The organism is Agromyces binzhouensis (assembly GCF_004135055.1).
Classification (GTDB): Bacteria; Actinomycetota; Actinomycetes; order Actinomycetales; family Microbacteriaceae; genus Agromyces; species Agromyces binzhouensis.
In genome coordinates, this window is sequence record NZ_SDPL01000535.1 from 1 (window position 1) to 1704 (window position 1704).

Here is a 1704-nt window from a genome sequence, read left to right on the forward strand (position 1 = left end):
GGGCCGGGCGCGGCGCGCGCCACCCCGCCTCAGGCGCGCGGCGGCGCCGTGGTGTCGCCGACGTGCAGCGTGCTCGTGAAGTCGGTGCCGGATGCCGCTTCCCCCGAGAGCATCCGGACGATCGCCTCGCCCGCCGCGCGCCCCTTCGCGACCGACGGCTGCACGAGCGTGGTCAGGTCGTGCTGCAGCCCGTCGACTCGGATGCCGTCGAAGCCGATCACGCTGAGGTCGCGCGGCACCTGGAGGCCGAGCTCCTCGGCCGCCTGGATGACGCCGGCGGCCAGCAGGTCGGACTGGGCGATGATCGCGGTCGGCCGCGTCGCGGCATCCGCCAGCAGCAGGCGCGCCGCCTCGAGCCCCTCCTCGATCGAGCTGGCGCCGGCCACGCCCACGCGGATGTCGGGGAAGACGTCGCGCGCGCCGCGCAGCCGCTCGACGGCGGTGTCGACGGTCGCGCCGGCCTCCATCTCGGGGGTGAGCTCGCCGCGCGTGCGCGTGGGCTCGAACGGGAGGGTGACCGTCGCGACGTCGGTGTGCCCGAGCGAGCGCACGTGCTCCGCGCCGAGGCGCGTCGCCTCGCGGTTGTCGATCGTGATCTCGGGGATGTCGCCGCCCGGCGCGCCCTCGATGGCGACGAGGGGGATGCCGCGGCGCTGGAGCGCCTCGACCTGGCGGAAGAACTTCGGGCTGCAGCCGATGAGCACGACCGCGTCGACGGGGGCGGTGTCGAGGCTGACGGGTGCGTCGGGGTCGCCGGAGTCGGTGAACAGCAGCAGGCCGGCTCCGAGGGGTGCGATGCCCTCGGTGAGCCCGTCGAGCGTCTGGATCTTCACGGGGTCGAGGAAGGCGGCGCGCACGCGCTCCTCGAGCACGACGCCGACGATCCCCGAGCGACCGCGGCGGAGCGACCTGGCGCGCGGGTCGGGGCCGGCGTAGCCGAGCTCGGATGCCGCGGCGAGGACGCGCTCCCTGGTGGCATCCGACACCGGACCGGAGCCGCTGAATGCCAGCGACGCGGTGGAGGCGGACACGCCGGCGAGCGCGGCGACGTCGGCGAGCGTCACGCGCGTGACGGTGCCGGTGGTGGCTGCGGGTTCGGGGCTCACCATTCGATTGTACGGTCGAATCGATTCGAGCAGGCTGGGGCGCCCGACCCGGCGCTCACGGGCGCTCGGCGATCTCCTTGACCTTCGCCACGAGCGCGTCCCACACACGCTTCGCGTGCGCCGCCGACTCCGGCGTGGCGTTGTTGTCCTGCGAGAGCGAGAGCACCGTCGGCGCGTCTCCCGCGCCGTCGATCGTCCAGGTGAGCGTGTGGTGGTCGTCGGGCTCGAGTCCGCTCGTGCGCCGCGGGCTGAAGTGCGTGTGCACGAGCCGGTGCGGCGGGTCGAACTCCAGCACGGTCCCGTGGTCCTCGTACGGCCGACCCTGCCACTCGCCGCTCCAGCGCAGTGCGCCGCCGACCATCCAGTCGGCCTCGAGCCGAGCGCCGAACATGTACTCGCGTGCCGCCGCGGGGTCGGTGATCACCGCCCAGACGCGTTCGGGGGAGGCGTTCACCTCGACCGCCGAGGTCACGACCAGGTCTTCCAGCATCACGTGCCTCCTGTCTCTCGGGCGCCCGTCGCGCGGCGTCGGGTCGACGGCCGCGGTCGTCGCCGCCGACGGCCGCGAGGCGGCGTGACGGCACGAGCACCGTGCGCC

General features: G+C 74.6%; 2 protein-coding genes. Both read right to left on the minus strand.

The window, feature by feature from the left end:
* Window positions 1-29: 29 nt before the first annotated feature.
* Window positions 30-1106 (minus strand): LacI family DNA-binding transcriptional regulator, encoded by a 1077-nt coding sequence (locus tag ESO86_RS16470; RefSeq protein WP_242492426.1) that lies wholly within the window; start codon window positions 1104-1106, stop codon window positions 30-32.
* 55 nt (window positions 1107-1161) lie between these two features.
* Window positions 1162-1596: an SRPBCC domain-containing protein gene (locus ESO86_RS16475; protein ID WP_129235905.1), complete on the minus strand. Its 435-nt coding sequence runs from the start codon at window positions 1594-1596 to the stop codon at window positions 1162-1164.
* Between the last annotated feature and the right edge of the window lie 108 nt (window positions 1597-1704).